The sequence below is a fragment of the Mucilaginibacter sabulilitoris genome, assembly GCF_034262375.1.
GTDB lineage: Bacteria > Bacteroidota > Bacteroidia > Sphingobacteriales > Sphingobacteriaceae > Mucilaginibacter > Mucilaginibacter sabulilitoris.
Window position 1 is genome coordinate 1943210 of sequence record NZ_CP139558.1, and the last position, 16214, is coordinate 1959423.

General features: G+C 40.4%; 11 protein-coding genes. 10 read left to right on the top strand and 1 reads right to left on the bottom strand.

The genetic code is table 11. The annotated features are described in order from the left end of the window. The first annotated feature begins 1 nt into the window (after position 1). The 7 genes from SNE25_RS08320 to SNE25_RS08350 all read left to right on the top strand — a co-directional run bounded on the left by SNE25_RS08320 (position 2) and on the right by SNE25_RS08350 (position 7292). Positions 2-1177: a glycosyltransferase gene (locus SNE25_RS08320; protein WP_321564635.1), complete on the top strand. Its 1176-nt coding sequence runs from the start codon at positions 2-4 to the stop codon at positions 1175-1177. Positions 1178-1186: 9 nt separating this feature from the next. Next, positions 1187-2347, top strand: coding sequence for a DegT/DnrJ/EryC1/StrS family aminotransferase (locus SNE25_RS08325; RefSeq protein ID WP_321564636.1), 1161 nt, complete (start codon positions 1187-1189; stop codon positions 2345-2347). A gap of 11 nt (positions 2348-2358) precedes the next feature. Beyond that, positions 2359-3222 (top strand): polysaccharide biosynthesis protein, encoded by an 864-nt coding sequence (locus SNE25_RS31840; protein WP_407666999.1) that lies wholly within the window; start codon positions 2359-2361, stop codon positions 3220-3222. Further along, positions 3219-4760 carry an FAD/NAD(P)-binding protein gene (locus tag SNE25_RS08335; RefSeq protein ID WP_321564637.1) on the top strand — a complete coding sequence of 514 codons (1542 nt, stop codon included), beginning with the start codon at positions 3219-3221 and terminating at the stop codon, positions 4758-4760. The genes SNE25_RS31840 and SNE25_RS08335 overlap by 4 nt, the downstream gene beginning before the upstream one ends. Positions 4761-4788: 28 nt before the next feature. Beyond that, complete coding sequence (locus SNE25_RS08340) at positions 4789-5112, top strand: glycosyltransferase family protein (RefSeq protein ID WP_321564638.1); 324 nt, start codon at positions 4789-4791, stop codon at positions 5110-5112. After that, positions 5076-5930 carry a glycosyltransferase family 4 protein gene (locus SNE25_RS08345; RefSeq protein ID WP_321566214.1) on the top strand — a complete coding sequence of 285 codons (855 nt, stop codon included), beginning with the start codon at positions 5076-5078 and terminating at the stop codon, positions 5928-5930. The genes SNE25_RS08340 and SNE25_RS08345 overlap by 37 nt, the downstream gene beginning before the upstream one ends. Before the next feature lie 303 nt (positions 5931-6233). Beyond that, the gene (locus tag SNE25_RS08350; RefSeq protein WP_321564639.1) at positions 6234-7292 is read left to right on the top strand and encodes an NHL repeat-containing protein; all 1059 of its coding nucleotides are present in this window, start codon (positions 6234-6236) and stop codon (positions 7290-7292) included. 420 nt (positions 7293-7712) lie between these two features. Here the strand turns inward: SNE25_RS08350 and SNE25_RS08355 are convergent, their stop codons facing one another. After that, positions 7713-8978: a DUF3943 domain-containing protein gene (locus SNE25_RS08355; RefSeq protein WP_321564640.1), complete on the bottom strand. Its 1266-nt coding sequence runs from the start codon at positions 8976-8978 to the stop codon at positions 7713-7715. 270 nt (positions 8979-9248) lie between these two features. On the opposite strand from SNE25_RS08355, the gene SNE25_RS08360 reads away from it, so the two are divergent. From SNE25_RS08360 to SNE25_RS08370, 3 genes are all read left to right on the top strand, one after another. After that, positions 9249-10340 carry an MBL fold metallo-hydrolase gene (locus SNE25_RS08360; RefSeq protein ID WP_321564641.1) on the top strand — a complete coding sequence of 364 codons (1092 nt, stop codon included), beginning with the start codon at positions 9249-9251 and terminating at the stop codon, positions 10338-10340. Positions 10341-11595: 1255 nt separating this feature from the next. Continuing rightward, entirely contained in the window at positions 11596-14769 is a 3174-nt protein-coding gene (locus SNE25_RS08365; protein WP_321564642.1) for a SusC/RagA family TonB-linked outer membrane protein, read from the top strand. Positions 14770-14780: 11 nt separating this feature from the next. Next, positions 14781-16205 carry a SusD/RagB family nutrient-binding outer membrane lipoprotein gene (locus SNE25_RS08370; RefSeq protein WP_321564643.1) on the top strand — a complete coding sequence of 475 codons (1425 nt, stop codon included), beginning with the start codon at positions 14781-14783 and terminating at the stop codon, positions 16203-16205. The last annotated feature ends 9 nt before the right edge of the window (positions 16206-16214 follow it).

Here is a 16214-nt window from a genome sequence, read left to right on the forward strand (position 1 = left end):
GATGATGAACAGCAAAATACCCAAAACGGCTATTGTACACGATCTCCTATTGGCTATGGGGGGCGCTGAGAACACGTTGGAATCCATATATAGGATACATCCATCACCAATATTTACGCTTGTTTTAAATAGAAACGGGATAAAGGATTCTTTATTAAGTAAAGCAACCATCATTACCTCATTTATACAGCGGTTTCCGCGTGTGTTAAAAGCATACCGAACCTATTTACCCTTTTACCCCTTAGCCATTGAGCAATTTGATTTGAGGCAATATGACATTATTTTATCATCGTCATTTATAGTTGCTAAAGGAGTTATAACTAATACCGAGCAATTACATATCTGTTACCTGCATAATCCGATAAGGCCTGCCTGGGAGCTATATCAACAATTTTTATCACAATCAAATAACGGTACGGGCCTGAAGGGGCTTTTAACCCGGTTGGTTTTTCATTATTTAAGGCAGTGGGACGTATTATCTGCAACTAGGGTAGATCATTTTATAGCCAATTCAAATTACACAGCCCGGCGAATCAAGAAGATATATAACCGGGATGCTGATGTTATTTATCCGCCGGTTAATGTTGATTTATTTGAGTTGGAAGAGTGCAAAGAAGCGTATTATGTAACAGCGTCAAGATTGGTGTATCATAAACGCATAGATCTGATTGTGAAGGCTTTTGCGCAAAATCCTGATAGAAAACTCATCGTTCTTGGTGATGGTCCGGAACTTAAGAAATTAAAATTAATTGCTACCCCAAATGTTGAACTGATGGGTTTCCAGCCAAAGCATGTGCTGATAAGTTGTCTTCAAAAGGCCAAGGCATTCGTGTTTGCAGCGCAGGAAGATTTCGGGATAGCACCCATAGAGGCCATGGCCTGTGGAACACCTGTGCTGGCTTTTGGAAAAGGCGGTACGCTTGAAACGGTAATACCTGGAGAAACCGGCCTTTTTTTTTATAAGCAAACGGTGGAAAGCATTTGCAATTGTATAGCAGATTTTGAGTCAGGATCGCACATGTTTAGTTCTACAGCGATAAGGGAACATGCTGCTAAATTTAGTGTGAAGCGGTTTGAGCAGGAGTTTACGGAATTAACCAGGCAAAAGATTAATGAGTTTTACGAAAAACAAATTGCCGAAAACCGTCGGCAACACCAAGATTATACCCTCCTTTAAATAAGTGTTATGAGTAATAAGATATGGCTTTCATCGCCTCACATGGGAGAGGCAGAAATTGATTTCATAAAAGGCGCATTCGAAAATAATTGGATAGCACCAGTTGGCCCTCATATAGATGCCTTTGAAAAAGATATTGAAAACTATATCGGAAATGATTGTCATGTAGCTGCTGTAAATAGCGGTACATCTGCTTTGCATTTGGCACTTATTCTGTTGGGGATTGGTCCGGGTGACGAAGTGTTATGTCAATCGATGACTTTTTCAGCGTCAGCCAATCCCATTGTTTATCAGGGCGCTAAAGCAGTGTTTGTTGATAGTGAAGAACAATCATGGAATATTTCACCGTTATTTCTTGAACAGGCGATAAAGGACCGTATCAAAAAGGGGAAGAAACCATCTGCAATAATTGTAGTGCATTTGTATGGCATGCCGGCGGCTATGGCCGAGATCGTCACCATTGCACAGAATTATGAAATACCCCTAATAGAAGATGCGGCGGAGGCTTTGGGCTCATGTTATAAAAAAAGGATGCTTGGAACTTTTGGCGATATGGGTATCTATTCTTTTAATGGCAATAAGATCATTACAACGTCGGCAGGAGGGGCCCTGGTATCAAAAAATAACGTATGGATAGACAGAGCCAAATTTTTAGCTACACAAGCAAAGGACAACTTACCATATTATCAACATTCAACCATCGGCTATAATTACAGGATGAGTAATATATGTGCGGGAATTGGCCGGGGGCAAATTACTAAGATTGAATTGCGCGTAATGCAAAGAAGGAACAATTTCGAATTTTATAAGAAACATCTTTCTGATATCCCTGAGATTAGCTTCCATAAAGAGCCTGATGCAGATTATCACTCAAACAGGTGGTTGAGTACTATTTTAATTGAGCCGGGAACGGTTACAAAAGAGCATATCATCGCCACACTCGCAAAACAAAATATTGAAGCCCGGTGTACCTGGAAACCCATGCATTTACAACCCGTTTTCAAAGATTGCCCATATTATGGCGAAGACATCGCCGAACATGTTTTTGAAAATGGTTTATGTCTCCCATCCGGATCTAATCTTACCGGAGAAGACCGGGAATTAATTGTGAGACAACTCAGAACATGCTTTTTGAATGTGTCAAATGCTGCATTTTATACGCATTATTGAGGGTTTAGGTGATGAAAAAATTATTCAATAATAACGAGATGCTCCCTAAGATGGTAGTCATGCTTATTGACTTAACAATTATCGTGCTGGCTTTTTCAATGTCATTTTTGCTCATACCTCCTGTTTGGCTTATAGAGCCCGAACAGAAGTATTTTCTCATCTACCTGGCATTATATACTGCTATTTCCTTTGTTGTGTTTTATAAGATGAAAATACCGAACAATATGATGCGCTATTCAAACATTCCGGACCTTTTCAAGCTATTTACCGCAGTTTTGATTACTTGTGCTTTCTTTGATGCAGTAGTGCAAGTAATTCTGCTGTTTTACAATATTCCTGCAATTGTTCAATCATTCCTTGTCATCAATATGGCCATATCAAGCATGGCCCTCATTATGTTTAGAATTGGTATAAAAGGTGTTTTTGCGCAGCTTAAAAAACTCCCTGAGGCAAGCGTTATTGGCAATGGTGGCGAAATATTGATTTTTGACATGGGCGAACCGGTAAAAATTATTGATCTCGTAAGAAAGATGATCTCTATGTCAGGAGCCGTCCCGGATCAGGACATCAAAATTATTTTTTCGGGATTAAGGCCAGGGGAAAAGCTATACGAGGAATTGCTAAAAAACGATGAATGTAGTGTTCCGTCCCCTCATGCAAAGATTAGAATCTCTTTAGCGGGGAAAAATCAATGGTACGGTATAAATGAACACATTGCCGACCTGACGCTTCTTGTCAAAGGGAGCGATATTGATATTGTAAGAAAGATCAAAGAGGCCGTCCCCGAGTTCATTAGCAACAATTCGGTTTATGAAGTGCTCGACGCTGAAAATAAAAACATACACACCATCCGTAAGCTCATTTTTAACGCATGAACAGGATATATGATATCATATTTGTGGGGGCAGGTATTTCCTGCACATATACTTTAGTGCATTTATTAAACCATTTCAATATTTCCGTAAAAAATGGCAATAAGCTGAAAATACTCATTGTTGATAAAGACAAAGAGTTTTGGACCGGTATACCATATGGAAACCGGTCCGGTAAAGATTCTTTAATTATAACTCCTTTAAAAGACTTTATTCCAAAAGCTGATAGCGCATTTTTTTTCTCCTGGTTGAAGCAAACCTTTACCAACATTTTGAAAAATGACGAACGGGATGCTTCGATGTTAATGAACATTTGGCTCCAAAAAAACCGAAATGCAATTGAAAGGAATAGCTGGGAGGATTTATATATCCCGAGATATTGGTTTGGACTTTTTATAAAGGAACGTATAACCGGTTTATTGGAGGAGGCCGTAAAAAAAGACCTTATCGAATATGATCTTTTAAATGCCACAATTGATGATATTCAAAAAAACGGTTCTTTTTACGAAGTGATTACTGACGACCCGATGTACGAAATCATTAATAAGTGTAAAAAAGTGGTTTTGTCAATAGGCAGTCCTCCCGAAAAGCTTTTTAATAACAGGGTTAATAATACAGACAAAAGACAACCGCCCATTTTTATCGAAAACATTTATGACAAAGGACTGCCGGCGGCGTTGAAACTTATTCGCGGCGTCTTAGCCGATAGTGATACTAAGCGAAAAAATGTACTCATAATAGGCTCAAACGCCAGTTCATTAGAGCTCATTTACAATCTTGGAGATGAAATTTTGAAGGAGGTCTATAACCTTTATGTTATTTCGTCATCTGGAAGATTTCCAGGCCGTATTAAAGAAGGGATATCCCAGCATGTTTTTATTCCTGAGCACTTAACATCATTAAAAAAACTGGAGGATTTAACTGCCGAACAATTGTTCGCATCCTTCCTCAATGATCTGAAAATTATAGAAAACTGTAAAGTAGATATCGAATATACCTATCTCCCTGTAAACGCTTTGATCGCAGAATTGGTCAATAAATTAAATTCCACTGAGCAGGACAAATTTGTAACAACATACGGTAGGGAGATAGGTAAGTATTATCGAAGGGCAGGAGGTGAATATTCAAACAAAGTGACGAAGTTGCAAAAGTGCCGGAAGATGAAATGTATTCAGGGCGAATTTATAAGCGCTAACGCATCAGGTGTCCAATATAAAAATATTACAGATGCAACAATAATAAACTTAATTCTGCCCTTAACTATTGTTATCAATTGTTCGGGTCCGGGTAATTTGGAAACAGAATCATCAACATCAGCACTTATCGATAACCTCATTAAAAGTGAACTTTGTAAGTTAAACTCATCAAAAAGAGGCTTCAGCGTTAATTCACAATTTGAAGCTGATAAAAACTTTTACGTAATGGGACCTTTATTAGCAGGCAACGTTATCGGTGTTCACAAAATTTGGCATGCTGAAAGTTGTAACCGCATTTTTAATTTAACATTTGATTTGGCCAACCAGTTATTAAAAACGGCATAAGGCTATTGTTAATTCAATTTGAGATGATGTGAAAATTCTTATAAATGGTTTGCTGTTAAACGAAAAGTCTTCCGGGATTCAATATGCTACACAAAATTTATTGCGTGCCCTGAGCGAGAATGATCGTTTGGAACATGATATTGAAGTTTTGGTTTCTGGCAATTATTCAAACTCATGGAAAGAAAGCAAACATTTTAAAACGCATAGATTGCCTTTTAATTCTACTAACAGAATGAAACGGGTTTTTTACGAACATTTTAACCTCGAACGTTATTTCAAAAAAACAAATTCAATCTTTATCACACCACAAACTGCATATTACCTTATTTTTCAGAAGCTCCCACTTTACTGACAGTCCATGATTTGGTAGCATTGGATTATCCCGAATTTTGTAAAAATGAAACCGCAGTTTATCATAAGTTATTTTTGCCGAATTCGATTGCTAAGGCAAAAAAAATAATTGCGGTATCTCATCAGGTCAAAGAAGACATCATAGCGAGATTTAATACCGACCCGTCAAAAATAGAAGTAGTTCACCATGGTGTTGGTAAAGAATTTACAGAGATCAAATCACCCCGAATATTACAAAAGGTAAGTCAAAAATATCAGCTCCCGGAAAAATATATATTATTTGTGGGAAACCTTGAGCCGCGGAAAAACATTGAAAATTTAATCGACGCATTCGTTGAACTTAAGAAGCATCTTGATATTGAACATAAACTCGTTATTGTCGGGGCAGAGGGTTGGAAATTCCACGGCATCTACACCAAGGTTGGGCAACGGAAAATAAATAATGAGATTATATTCACAGGTTATGCCGATCAGGAAGATATGCCAGCTTTGTATTCTTTAGCTGATTTGTTTGTTTTCCCCTCTTTGTATGAGGGTTTTGGATTACCCGTATTGGAAGCGCTGGCATGTAAAACTCCGGTGCTAATTTCAAATAGTGGAGCGCTTCCTGAAGTTGCCGGGAACGTTGTTCCTCAGGTAGACCGCTTAGATCCACGGGATGTCGCGGAAAAAATATTATTATTGATAACCAGTGACGAACTGAAAATAAGGATTGCCAATTATGGGATTGACAGAATAAAACAATTCACTTGGGAACAGTCAGCGCAAAAAACAATTACCGTTTATGATCAACTTTTAATGAATGGAGTTAGTGCTTAATAATTGCAGCGTAGCTTAATTCATGCCTGGATGGACATCATGTAGTTTGTAGTCTTCAGCCTTCAGCCAGCTTTCCTGGTGACTACAACAAAAATCGTTCAGCCAATAAACGGTTTTCATAAATTACCAATTTAATATGCAATATTTTACACATATTTATATACATATTTTACATGCATACTTTTAATGAATATTTTGCGCTTAATTTTAATTGAGATTTGTTCAGCCACTCTTCAAATAAATCAGCCCCCGGGTTTACGGTTGACCGTTAATTAATTATTAATCTATATTGCATTTTGACTTATGAAGCGCAAAACATGTTGTTTATTTATTTGCGGGCTGGTATTCCTGCAAATATTTGAAGGCTGCAAAAAGGATAGCCTGCAAACCCCGTCATCAATTGATGTCCAAAAAACCAGCATGGAAAACCACTCAGGTGCTCTGGCAGATAGCAGCGGGTATACGGTTAGCACCATGATCAGTAACGGGCCTGGTTTAAGGGGTATTTGCACGGCAGACGACGGAACCGTTTATTCCGCGGCAACCGACGATAATAAAATTTATAAAATAAGCCCGCAGGGAGTACTAACGCTGATCGTCAGTTTTCCGCCCAAAATATATCCGCTTGGCTTAAAACTGGCCGCGAACGGATATTTATATAGCATACTGGATAGTAGCAAGTTCTACCGTATTTTAAAAATGACCACAACCGGGGTGATCGTTGCCAAAATGGCCATACATAACGTCAAAGTACATACGCCGAGTGACCTGGCAGTAGGAGATGATGGGACGATCTATATCGCGGATGCAGGCGATCAGCGGATCGTAGCCATTACGCCAGACGGAAAGTCGGGGTCTGTGTTGGCAGGCAGGGCCGGATTCCACCAGGTGGTTGATGGTAAAGGCGATAAAGCCGGTTTAGATGGTTTAGTATCTATAAAATTTTTAAAAGATGGTTACCTAGTAGCAAGCGAACAATTCTCTTCCTACACCGGTTTACGGAAGATAACAAGGGACGGAAATGTAACGACCATTTTTAGTCTGCCTGGCGACGCCCAGAGACAAAGTTATATCAGCGATTTTTCGGCCTCACATCGGGACAAAAACATGAAGGTAACAGCCAAAGAAAACTTTTTTCTGCAAATGACCACATTCACAGCCGGTGAGATTAGAAATAACATCGTGCACCTGAGTGATAAAAATGTAATGACCAATATCACCGGCGAAAACGCAGAAGGAATCACAAACGGACCCGGTGAGAATGCACGATTTGCGAATTTCTTTGGAATGGCTATTTTTGGAACCACGCTTTATATAAGTTGCGGTTCAGTCGACAATCTTCGTAAAATAATCAAAAATTAATTTGTACAGGCGATCGTCACTACTAGTAGCAGGTGTTTTCTAAAAACGACACTTGGTTCCAAAGGATGATCTGCTCATAGAATTGGAACATAATTCCGCCGTTCAGGGTGAACAAATTCCTGACAAATTAGTAAAAAATAAATAATTAAGTCACAACACCGCGAACCTTTAACAGCTGACTCCGCAATATCGATATGCCAAAACCAACCACATCAAGCCAAAATATTTAAAATATCTTATTATTAATAAGTATAATTCTTTATTTCGCCTTATAACTTCGGATAAATTCCCTTATTAGGCTGTCTGTTCATGATAATTATTTACAGGAATTTATCCGAAAATCCTTTAAGATAACCTCATGATACCTGCCATAGTTAAATTTGAGTACTAATGGAAATTATGCTTGTATGGGCACAAAATTCAAAAATTTACAGAGTATTTAAAAGATCCTTTGAAATAAGGATAATTTCTAAAAATGTCGGGATGGTTTCGGTATATGCCAGATAAAGAATAATAACCCCGCTCCGCACACAGCGATAAACCTTTGATCAGGACATAGCTCAATTCCCCCGATACGGTGTGCAAAAAATAATGAGAAGGGTTTCCGTTTATGGTAGCCAGCCAGCCGCCCCTGTAATTGAGATCTAAATATAATTTGCTGCTCATATTAAATGCCGCACTGCCATTGATTCCCCAACCCATCGTGTAATCATAATCCCTGCCGTTCGGCGTAATATACTTATCAGGGGCGGCCCCGAGTATGACCGGGCCCATTCCGAGGGTGGTGTTGATCGTGAGTTTTTTACTCAGATCAAATTCCGATAAAAGGTTTATCCGTACGCTCTGGCCGCTATAGAAAAATGCCGTATTACGAATGTAATCATAGTTTGCAGATAGAACTGCTAAGTGCTCTACAGATCTTGTTGATTCAATTTCCCAACCCGCCAAAGACCCGTAAACACTGACAACGTTAACCTTACTGCTATCATCCTTTCCGATCTCTGTGTTGATCAAAATGTTACTGAACGGTGTTTGATAATCTTCAGTTGGATCGCCATAATAGATCTTTACATGCCCGTACCAGCCGCTATGATACTTGTTGTTTGATTCAATAGACCTGGTCCCCAGATTGAAATCCGCTACTATTTTTGCGGAATCCCGGAGTATCGTGTTCGCTGAAACTTCCCCCCATTTACCATTTAATATCCGTGAAAGCCCGTTCTGTGGATCAATCAAAAAACCCAACACCTCATTTATTTGCCTTTTAACCCCCATACTTTCATTATTAATGATCCGGTTAGACAGACGATATTCCATTTCTCCTAAAACGGTTCCTCCAAAACTGGTGTTGATGAAATCGTTTGGGGCTGGTGCCTGGTTCTCCGCATAAGTCTCCCAAACATAGCTGCCGGCAAAGGTTGCCGCCGCAGATTGCCAGAAATTATAGCCGTTTGCACGGAAAGAATTAAAGAACAGGCTGCCATGATAAGGGTGGCCGAATTGATTTGTTTGGAGCGGGTCGTTGTCGAACCTCCAGCTTCCCAGATTCAAGTTATGTCCGATCGTTTTAAACGATATCTGGGCATAGTCCTTTTTAGTGATATATTGATCAAAAGCCTGAGGGAGTAATTCGGCCAGACCAAACTGTAGTGCAGCATGGCCAAAGCTTTTCGTTCTCAGCAACATATCGGGCATATGAATCCGGGGACTATCTTGTAATGTTTGCTCAATAATGTGTATCTGGCAGTAAGAAACCAAAGTGCTGCTCAATAGGAAGTTGAAAATTAAAAGTGCCGTAAAGATTTTATTTTTAGTATTGAGTAGCCACATTGGATAAAATGTATGTCGGATAATTGTTGTAACATCCATTCAATAATTTGGTTTTCCCAAGGCCTCTTGTATTTGTGCCTGGAAACAATCATCATTCTTAACCGTTATTAGCGTGCTAAGGTGTATATGACAAAACGTTATTTATGGGTCGGGTTATCTATGATACTACTGGTAATATCCACCGGCTGTGGCTTTGTTAAACAACTGGGAAAAAAACCAAAAGGCGAAGCGCGTGCCCGGCTTGACACTTTGCTCAATTACAAAAACGGCAGTTTCGAAAACCTGGCGGAAGACTCAAACGCTTCAGTTAAACACAATCGCTGGCTTTTTCTTCGCAAGCGTCCTAAAACTGTCAGGCCCACTCGTGAGTTGCCGTGGGTTAAAACGGATCTGAAGACGCTTCAGGTTTCCGTACCAACAGTTGTTTGGTTTGGTCATTCCTCCTTGTTGATCAAAACCAGACAAAGCAATATACTAATTGATCCTATTTTCGGTAACCATGCTGGACCGGTACCTGAATTGCTTAAAGCGTTTAACGGGACGACACATTACCATGCTGAAGATATGCCGCCTATCGATGTACTAATCATTTCTCATGACCATTACGACCACCTTGATTATCGTACCCTGAAAAAATTAAAACCTTTTATTAGATTGGCTGTAGTCCCGAAGGGTGTCGGCTCGGATCTGATCTACTGGGGATTTGATCCTAAAAAGATTATTGAGCTCAACTGGAACCAATCGGCAATACTCCCCGGAGACATCCATATAACTGCTACACCTTCGCAACACAAGAGCAACCGCACATTTGGTGCAGAAAATAAAACGCTTTGGGCATCTTATGTAATACAAACGGGTGGGTACAGGTTATTTTACGGTGGGGATGGCGGCTACGGTCCTTATTTTAAAAAGATAGGAAAACATTACGGCCCTTTTGATATAGCTTTTTTAGAATGTGGTCAATACAGTCCGAATTGGCCATGGACACACCTCTGGTTCGGGCAGGCAGCCCAGGCCGCTGTCGATTTACATGCCCGTCTGCTACAACCCATTCACTGGGCCAAGTTCGTCGAGGCCGGTCAGCCCTGGAATGAACCTATCAAAAAATTGTTACCAGCTGCTGAAAAACTGGGTGTTGAGATAAATGTTCCGCGTATAGGAGAACCCTATACCTTAAAAGACCCGCCTAAAAAAGTAGTTTGGTGGGATTTTAAGTAAGAATTACTGGCGTTAGTTACCAATCCGAGGCTGGTGTCTGCTGCATGTCAAACCACAAGGAAGAATTTAGTCATAACCTTAAGCTTGTTACAAAATCTACGTAATATTTTGCCTTGTTCCAGTCCGGTCACAAACTATTTCTGGCTCTCCGCTTTAGAGCAACAGAACCTTATTTTTCTTCAATCTTGAATATGCTTTTTTAAAATGTCGGGACCCAAACTTGTCCTATCGATCTTGCTACTCCATTATGGAAGAGTAAACATTAACTTTTTATTAATAACTAACGGTTATAAGTCAAAGATTCAAACGCATAATTGTTCAGTAAAGTATTGCAAGCACTTAAGGAGGTTATCACAATGTTATAGAACCCTAAAGGCCCGTAAGGGCCACAGCCAATTTTAGAAGTTTCAGGAATTCTTCCGCTGAAATGTTTTCAAAGCCGTCTAGTTCTAATTCGTTCAGATCCTGATAGCATAGCGTCTCGTTTTTGCCAGTTTACTGAATCTAACTTAATTATCTTATTAGTATGCACTTCAATTTGACGAACGGTATCTTGCCCAATGAAATGTAAGTAATACCAAACCTGTGCGGAAGTGATGTCTGCAAACAGGTCAGGATATATAGCCAGCTTTTACTGGTGGCGCTATCCTGAACAGCGTTGCTGTCCTGCAAAAAGTATTTGGCGGAACGACCGAACAAAACCCAGGCGTGCCCTCCAGCTACCAGGACCTGCAGGCGACACCGGATAATGCATTGGTAATGAACCGGGGCTACCCTTCCATGGGAGAGGCTGCCACGGATGATTATTATTTGACGGGGCCCGATTATGACGCTGGTATTGGGACATGTTATAGGGGTACTTCACATGATGGACTAAAGGTTGCTGATGATTCGATATGGAGGTTTTCATATTATGCACTGCAATATATCTGGATGCCGTTATTCGCTGTTATTCCAGGCCTTGTTTATGCTTACAAGTCGGTTTCCAGATTTGCCTCCAATTCCAAATTCATAGCGGGAAAAATAAACCGCTTGTTAATACCATTAGTTGTTGTGACAACGCTTTTTTACCTGTTGCAATACACTTCACTTATGTTTTGTCTTCTGAAAATAAATTCCCCGTCGGTGCACTTATTTCCCACAGCTTATACAAAAGTTAAAAGAGTAACATTTTTGTTTCATTTATATAAAAGCAAGAAAAAATTTATCATAATATTAATGTTTTGTTAACTTAAGCAACTAAAACCTACCTTTTATGATAAAAAACTTACTACTATTAGGGATTCCCCTGTTTTTTTCAGCATCCAACCTATTCGCGCAACGTATAATTAAGGGACAAATAACTGACTCAAGAGATAAACAACCTTTACCTGGCGTATCTGTGTCTTTAAAGGGAACAACATCAGGAACAGTTACTAATAACAATGGCGATTACAACATTACGGTTAATATCGATAACCCTGTCCTGGTTTTTAAATTTGTAGGATACCTTACACAGGAAAAACCGGCAGACAGGGAATCTGTTATCAATGTTCAATTAAGCGAAGATAACAAGCAGCTTAATGAGGTAGTGGTCACCGCTCTTGGTATCAAAAGAGAGCAAAAATCATTAGGGTATTCTACTCAAACGGTAAAAGGTTCCGACTTAACTATAACTAAAGACCAGAATGTCATTGGCGATTTAGCAGGTAAAATTTCCGGAGCGCAGGTGACAGGTTCTTCGGGGGCAAATCTTGGTGGTACGGCAAAAATCAAATTAAGAGGGATTAATTCACTTGACGGTAGTGGTTCTCCTCTAATGGTAGTTGACGGAACTCCAGTTGCACAGGATAACTTTGGCGACGATGAAAATGGTGTAGACAGAGGGAATATTTCCCAGGACATTAACCCCGATGATATTGAAAGCGTAAGTGTTTTGAAAGGCCCGGCCGCCTCTGCCCTGTATGGTTTACGCGGGCAATATGGCGCTATCCTTATCACCACTAAAAAAGGCATTAAAGGAGCCAAAAACGTATCCGTTTCGGTAAACAGTGCTTTTTCTTTTGAGCGTATAGGTAACTTTCAGCCCTTACAAAACATTTATGGCGTAGGGAATAACCAAACCTTCTCCACGCTTGATAACGGTCAAAAATACATCAATGGCAATGACGAAAGCTGGGGCCCCAAGATGGATGGTACACCTGTGAGGATGTTTTACAGCTTTTATCCTGAAGATCTGCAATATGGGCAGCTGACACCATTTGTGCCTCATCCGGACAACATTAAAGATTATTATCAAACTGGCCTTAATATTAATAATGGGGTTACAGTTACCGGAGGCAGCGAAAATGCATCTTACCGCCTTAGCTATAATAATAATTATATTAAAGGCACCATGCCCAATACCTCGTTAACCCGCAACAACTTCGGTTTAAGTACTTCCTTAAACTTAAATGCCAAATTAACGCTGGGTGCAAACGTAAATTACGCCACTAACAGCGCCCAAAGACCAACACAGGGTTATCAGGGATCATTTACCGGCGCACAGCAATGGTTTCAGCGTAATTTAGATATTAATCGCCTGCGCAACTATAAATATTCCGATGGTACTATTCTGAACTGGAATGTGAACCCGAACTCGGCAGGTGTAATTACAAATAATAAACCAAGCGATTGGGATAATCCGTTTTTTGACGCTTACGAGGTTCTTAATAATGACAGCCGACAGCGCGTTTTTGGGGATGTGAACCTGACTTACCAGGTATTGCCCGGATTAAAATTAAGCGGTTTTGTAAGATCAGATTTTTATACCCAGGATATTACCAACAAAACCGCATTCGGCGGCCGTTTGGATGAGGGATATGCTGCAGGTAAATACCAGAATACTGAAAATAATTATGAGTTCTTAGGCCAGTATGATAAAAAATGGGATGATTTCTCATCTAACTTCCTGTTAGGAGCCAACCTGCTCACCCAAAACTACAGCCAGTTATATGCAGCAACTGTAGGTGGCCTGTCAAGTCCCGGAGATTATACCATAGGCGCGTCTGTCAGCAGGCCCATAAGTACTTCTTATCTCAGAAAAAAACAGGTAAGAAGCGCTTACGCAACTGGATCTTTTGGATACAAAGACATTTATTTTTTAGAGGCATCCTTACGTAACGATATATCATCGGCATTGCCGGCTAACAATAATTCTTACTGGTACTCATCAGTATCAGGTAGTTTTGTTTTTAGCGAACTGTTAAAATGGGAACCTTTATCGTTTGGTAAATTAAGAGCGGGATATGCCGTGGCCGGATCAGATCTTGCTCCATATCAAACCCAATATACTTATGAGCTGGGCACCGTTTACCCTGGCATCAACCCCATTACCGTTCCCGAATTATTAAACAATCCGAATATAAAACCGTCCTTTGCTAACTCACTGGAATTGGGTACCGATCTTAAATTTTTTAAGAATCGTTTAGGATTAGCTTTTACTTATTATAATCAGCAAAATAAGAATCAGATTATAAACTTATCCGTTTCCGGGGCGAGCGGCTACGACCAAACTGTTGTTAATGCCGGCTTGATAGAAAACAAAGGCATTGAGGTCTCGCTTACAGGCCGTCCGGTACAATCTAAATTATTTACCTGGGATGCCATATTGAACGTGGCACATAATACGAGTAAAATAAAGGAATTATACCCCGGTGTGAATACCTACCAGTTAGATGTACAAACCTACTCGAGCGTATCTGTTTATTTAAACGCTACGCTGAATAAAGGATTCGGCAATATCGTTGGCCAGGGTTATCAACGCGATCCGGCAACCGGAAAAATTCTGCTGGGTACCGATAATATGCCTCTTTATGATAACAATCATGACTTTGGCAGCGTACTACCAAAGTTTACAGGCGGTTTTCAAAACAATTTTCAGATATGGAAATTTAACCTGAGTGCCATGATCGACTTTCAGGACGGCGGAAAATTTTACAGTTGGTCACAAATGCTCTCTGTAAAATCGGGCCAGTCCGCAGAAACGGCAGTGCTTAATGATAAGGGAGTTAATGTTCGCGAACCGATAGCCAACGGCGGTGGTGTTAAGATAACTGGGATTTCAAAAGCCACCGGTCAGGAAGTTACGGCTTATGTAGATGCAAGAGGTTATTACCGCAATGTGCTGGGTACGCAGGTTACCGAAAACTGGATATATGATGCTTCTTATATTAAACTACGGGAAGTAAGCCTGGGGTATACTTTTGATAAGGGTTTATCAAGAAAATCGCCATTTAAAGCGATTAAAATCGCGCTCATCGCCCGAAATCCATGGATGATCTGGCAAAAAGCACCCAAAGGCGTTGATCCTTCCGAACTATCTTCAGGAAGTAACTCTATCAGTTGGATTGAAAAAGGCGAATTACCAACTGTACGCTCCTATGGCTTAAACTTAAATCTGACATTCTAAGAAATTACACTATGAAAAAGATATTTATTTATCACTGGTTATTGCTGAGTGTTGTTGTATTATTAAGCAATTGCAAAAAGTTCAGCGATTCAGTAACAAAAGACCCTAATAAACCTACGAAAGCCTCAGGTACACAGCTTATTGCCAATGCGGAGCTTACATTACCGACACTTAGTTCATCTCCTTATGGTGTGCATTATCCTCAATATCTGTCAAACACTTCGTTTACAGATAACAGCAGGTATACTACAGTAAATTTTAACTTTTACAGTTTTTATACAGGCCCGTTAAATGACCTGGAAAATGTATTAACTCAGCCACTTGATGCTACCCAGGGTCCAATAGCTAATCAGATAGCTATCGCTAAGATTTTAAAAGCCTACTTTTTCTGGCATATGACAGACCGGTGGGGGCCGCTCCCATATTCAGAGGCTTTAAAGGGCCGTATCAACTTTACACCCAAATATGACAGCCAGCAAGCTATTTATACTGCCGCTTTTAAATTACTTGATGAAGCAAATTCTGGAATAGTTACCACAAACGGCGATATCAAGAATGACATTGTTTATAACGGTGACATAACCAAGTGGAAAAAACTGGGCAACACCATACATCTGTTAATGGCCTTAAGATTATCGAAAGTTGATCCGGGTACCGGCAGTACCGAGTTTAATAAGGCATTAACTCGTGGCATCATGACGGTTAACACAGATAACCTGGCCTATCCGTCAGCAGCCGATCCTGATAATGAAAATTATTGGTATACCTCTTTTACCCGCTTGGGCAGAAACTGGTTTGCTTTAAGTAAACCATTGGTTGATTATATGCTTCCGTTAAATGATCCGCGTTTACCGGTGTTTGGAAATAAAAATAATGCCGGCAATTATGTTGGTTTGGAGTACGGTAAAGCTGTCCCCAATTCAGACGATATCAATAATGTGTCATTATTAGGTTCGTCCCTTCGTCAGCAAACTTCTCCGGTTTACCTAGTTACTTATGCACAGGCATTATTTGCCATGGCCGAAGCGGCTAAACTGGGATGGATAGGCGGCGGTGATGCAACTGCAAAAAACAATTATGACCTGGCCATACAAACTTCTATCGCGCAGTGGACGGGCAGTACAACCGGCGCGGATGCATATCTGGCACAAAGCCAGGTACAATATAATCCGGCAACAGCCATCATGCAGATTGCGTATCAGCGCTGGGTTCATTTGTTTTTACATGGGTATGAAGGTTGGGCCGAATGGAGAAGAACCGGATACCCTGTTCTGACAGCCGCTCCCGGTGCTAATGGCGACCGCATTCCGCGGAGAGAGGGTTACCCCACACAGGAACAGACAAACAACACCGGCAATTACCAGGCGGCTGTTTCGTCGTTTCCATATGGAGGCGCCGACGACTTAAACGCCCGTGTATGGTGGGATAAACAATAATGGCATTAA

Coding starts and splice junctions, on each gene's coding strand:
- SNE25_RS08320 (WP_321564635.1), top strand. CDS start 2: ATGATGAACAGCAAAATACCCAAAACGGCTATTGTACACGATCTCCTA.
- SNE25_RS08325 (WP_321564636.1), top strand. CDS start 1,187: ATGAGTAATAAGATATGGCTTTCATCGCCTCACATGGGAGAGGCAGAA.
- SNE25_RS31840 (WP_407666999.1), top strand. CDS start 2,359: ATGAAAAAATTATTCAATAATAACGAGATGCTCCCTAAGATGGTAGTC.
- SNE25_RS08335 (WP_321564637.1), top strand. CDS start 3,219: ATGAACAGGATATATGATATCATATTTGTGGGGGCAGGTATTTCCTGC.
- SNE25_RS08350 (WP_321564639.1), top strand. CDS start 6,234: ATGAAGCGCAAAACATGTTGTTTATTTATTTGCGGGCTGGTATTCCTG.
- SNE25_RS08355 (WP_321564640.1), bottom strand. CDS start 8,978: ATGTTGCTGAGAACGAAAAGCTTTGGCCATGCTGCACTACAGTTTGGT.
- SNE25_RS08360 (WP_321564641.1), top strand. CDS start 9,249: ATGACAAAACGTTATTTATGGGTCGGGTTATCTATGATACTACTGGTA.
- SNE25_RS08365 (WP_321564642.1), top strand. CDS start 11,596: ATGATAAAAAACTTACTACTATTAGGGATTCCCCTGTTTTTTTCAGCA.
- SNE25_RS08370 (WP_321564643.1), top strand. CDS start 14,781: ATGAAAAAGATATTTATTTATCACTGGTTATTGCTGAGTGTTGTTGTA.